Raw genomic sequence first — 1,918 nt, 5'->3', positions numbered from 1 at the left:
CCCAAGACTGGGAAGCCAAGCTCGAAGTAGGTAATCCTATACTGGCTAATAATGGTCAAATGGGCCGCGAATTCTTAGATTTATTACTGTCTCTGCCGCCAGAACACACCGACTTTGGTTACGACTGTTATGTTGAGCCCGAGCCGAATAATCTGCTGCACGGGGTGCAATACGATATCTTACAAATGGAAACACTCGGTCAGCCATTAGGGCCAAATGCCAGTGTGTACCAAGACATTCATGCTCGCCGCACGTTATTGCCAAGTGATAACTCAATTACTTTACGCAGTTGCCACAGTGCCCTGCGCGAAGTTGAAACCTTACATGATCACCTTTTAGAGCTGTTATCAAACAACAGCGACTTAAGCCCTAAAGACATCATGATCATGATGCCCGATGTCGCGGCATATGCTCCGTATATTGATGCGGTATTTGGTACCGCCAATAGTCAGTATTTTGCCGACAAAAATCCGCAAAAAGGCGATTACTACATTCCCTACGCCATTGCCGACAGGGGCGCAGCGCAAGAATCACCGCTGATTAATAGCTTTTTAAGCCTGCTAAATATCAATCAAAGTCGCTTTGGCCTCACTGATATTATTGGTATTTTAGAAGTGCCAGCTATTTTGCGTCATTTCCAACTCGATGATGATGAATTGTCATTAATCCGCCGCTGGCTAGACGATGCGAATGTCCGTTGGGGCCGCAGTGAGCAAACTCGGAGCCAACTAGGTGTGCAGCCTTTTACGCAAAACTCATGGGCATTTGGCATTAAGCGTTTAATCCTAGGCTACGCTTTTAACGACGATGCAGATATTTATCGCGATACTTTAATGGTGCAAGGCATTGAAGGTCAGTCATCACAGGCATTAGGTAAGTTGCTCAACTTTTTAGAAACCATCGACACCTATTTCAACTTATTTGCCAATGACTACACCACCGCAGAGCGCCTTGAACAATTACAACAGCTACTCGCCGATTGCTACGACACCACCGATGACGAGCGTGAACAAATTCAAGCCATTCGAGATGCATTAGTCACCCTAGACACTGAGCTTGAAAGCGCCGGCCATCAAGGCCAAGTCGATATTGAAGTCCTAAAGCAGTGGTTTAATCAACGCTTAACTGAATCTCGGGTTGGCCAACGTTACCTTGCTGGTAGCGTGAATTTTTGTACCTTAATGCCAATGCGCTCAATCCCCTTTAAAGTTGTGTGCTTGCTGGGAATGAATGACGGCGTTTACCCGCGGGTTCAACATCCTGTCGGGTTTGATTTAATGGCGCATTTTGGCCCTAAAAAAGGCGATCGCTCGCGCCGATTAGACGACCGCTACCTATTTTTAGAAGCATTACTGTCGGCCAGAGAACAGCTTTACATCAGTTATATTGGCCACAGTGAGCGCGATAATGCTGAGCGCATTGCCTCAATGCTAGTGTCTGAATTGGTCGAATATTGCCAACTCAGCTACCTACCGCAATCCTTACAGCTACAGCTTGAACAGCAAGCAGAAATCAACCTTGATGATGCCGATAAAGCCGTACTGGCACAGCTTATTCAAGCACAACCTTTGCAGCCTTTTGACGCTAAACTTTTCCGAGAAACACCACTATCTGCGCATAGTGTGAATAAGCTGCAACATAGCTTTAATGCCCAATGGTGTCCGCCACCAGCCAATGCAACCATCAACAATCACTTTTTTGAGCAAGCATTACCTTTGTCGGCCGAACAGGCAGATGAAGTGTTTGCCCATACTCACATTAATAATGAAGGCATTAAAGTGGTCGAACTCGAATTGTCGGCATTAATTCGTTTTTACCGTAATCCAGCGCAATTCTTTTTCAACCGTAGTTTAAAAGTCGATTTATCACTGGATATTCAAGCCGATGACAATGACGAACCGTTTAGCTTAAATGCACT

1 protein-coding gene is annotated in these 1,918 nt (G+C 45.6%); it reads left to right on the top strand.

Annotated features, from left to right (window positions below):
- Window positions 1–1,918 (top strand): exodeoxyribonuclease V subunit gamma (locus tag CXF78_RS15725; protein WP_145991493.1); only part of this gene is annotated, 1,918 nt, incomplete at both ends.

Origin of the sequence: Shewanella sp. 11B5 (assembly GCF_002836795.1) — a bacterium.
Classification (GTDB): Bacteria; Pseudomonadota; Gammaproteobacteria; order Enterobacterales; family Shewanellaceae; genus Shewanella; species Shewanella frigidimarina.
The sequence above is the reverse complement of the archived record's forward strand: the minus strand, read 5'-3'. Positions and strand labels throughout refer to the sequence as shown.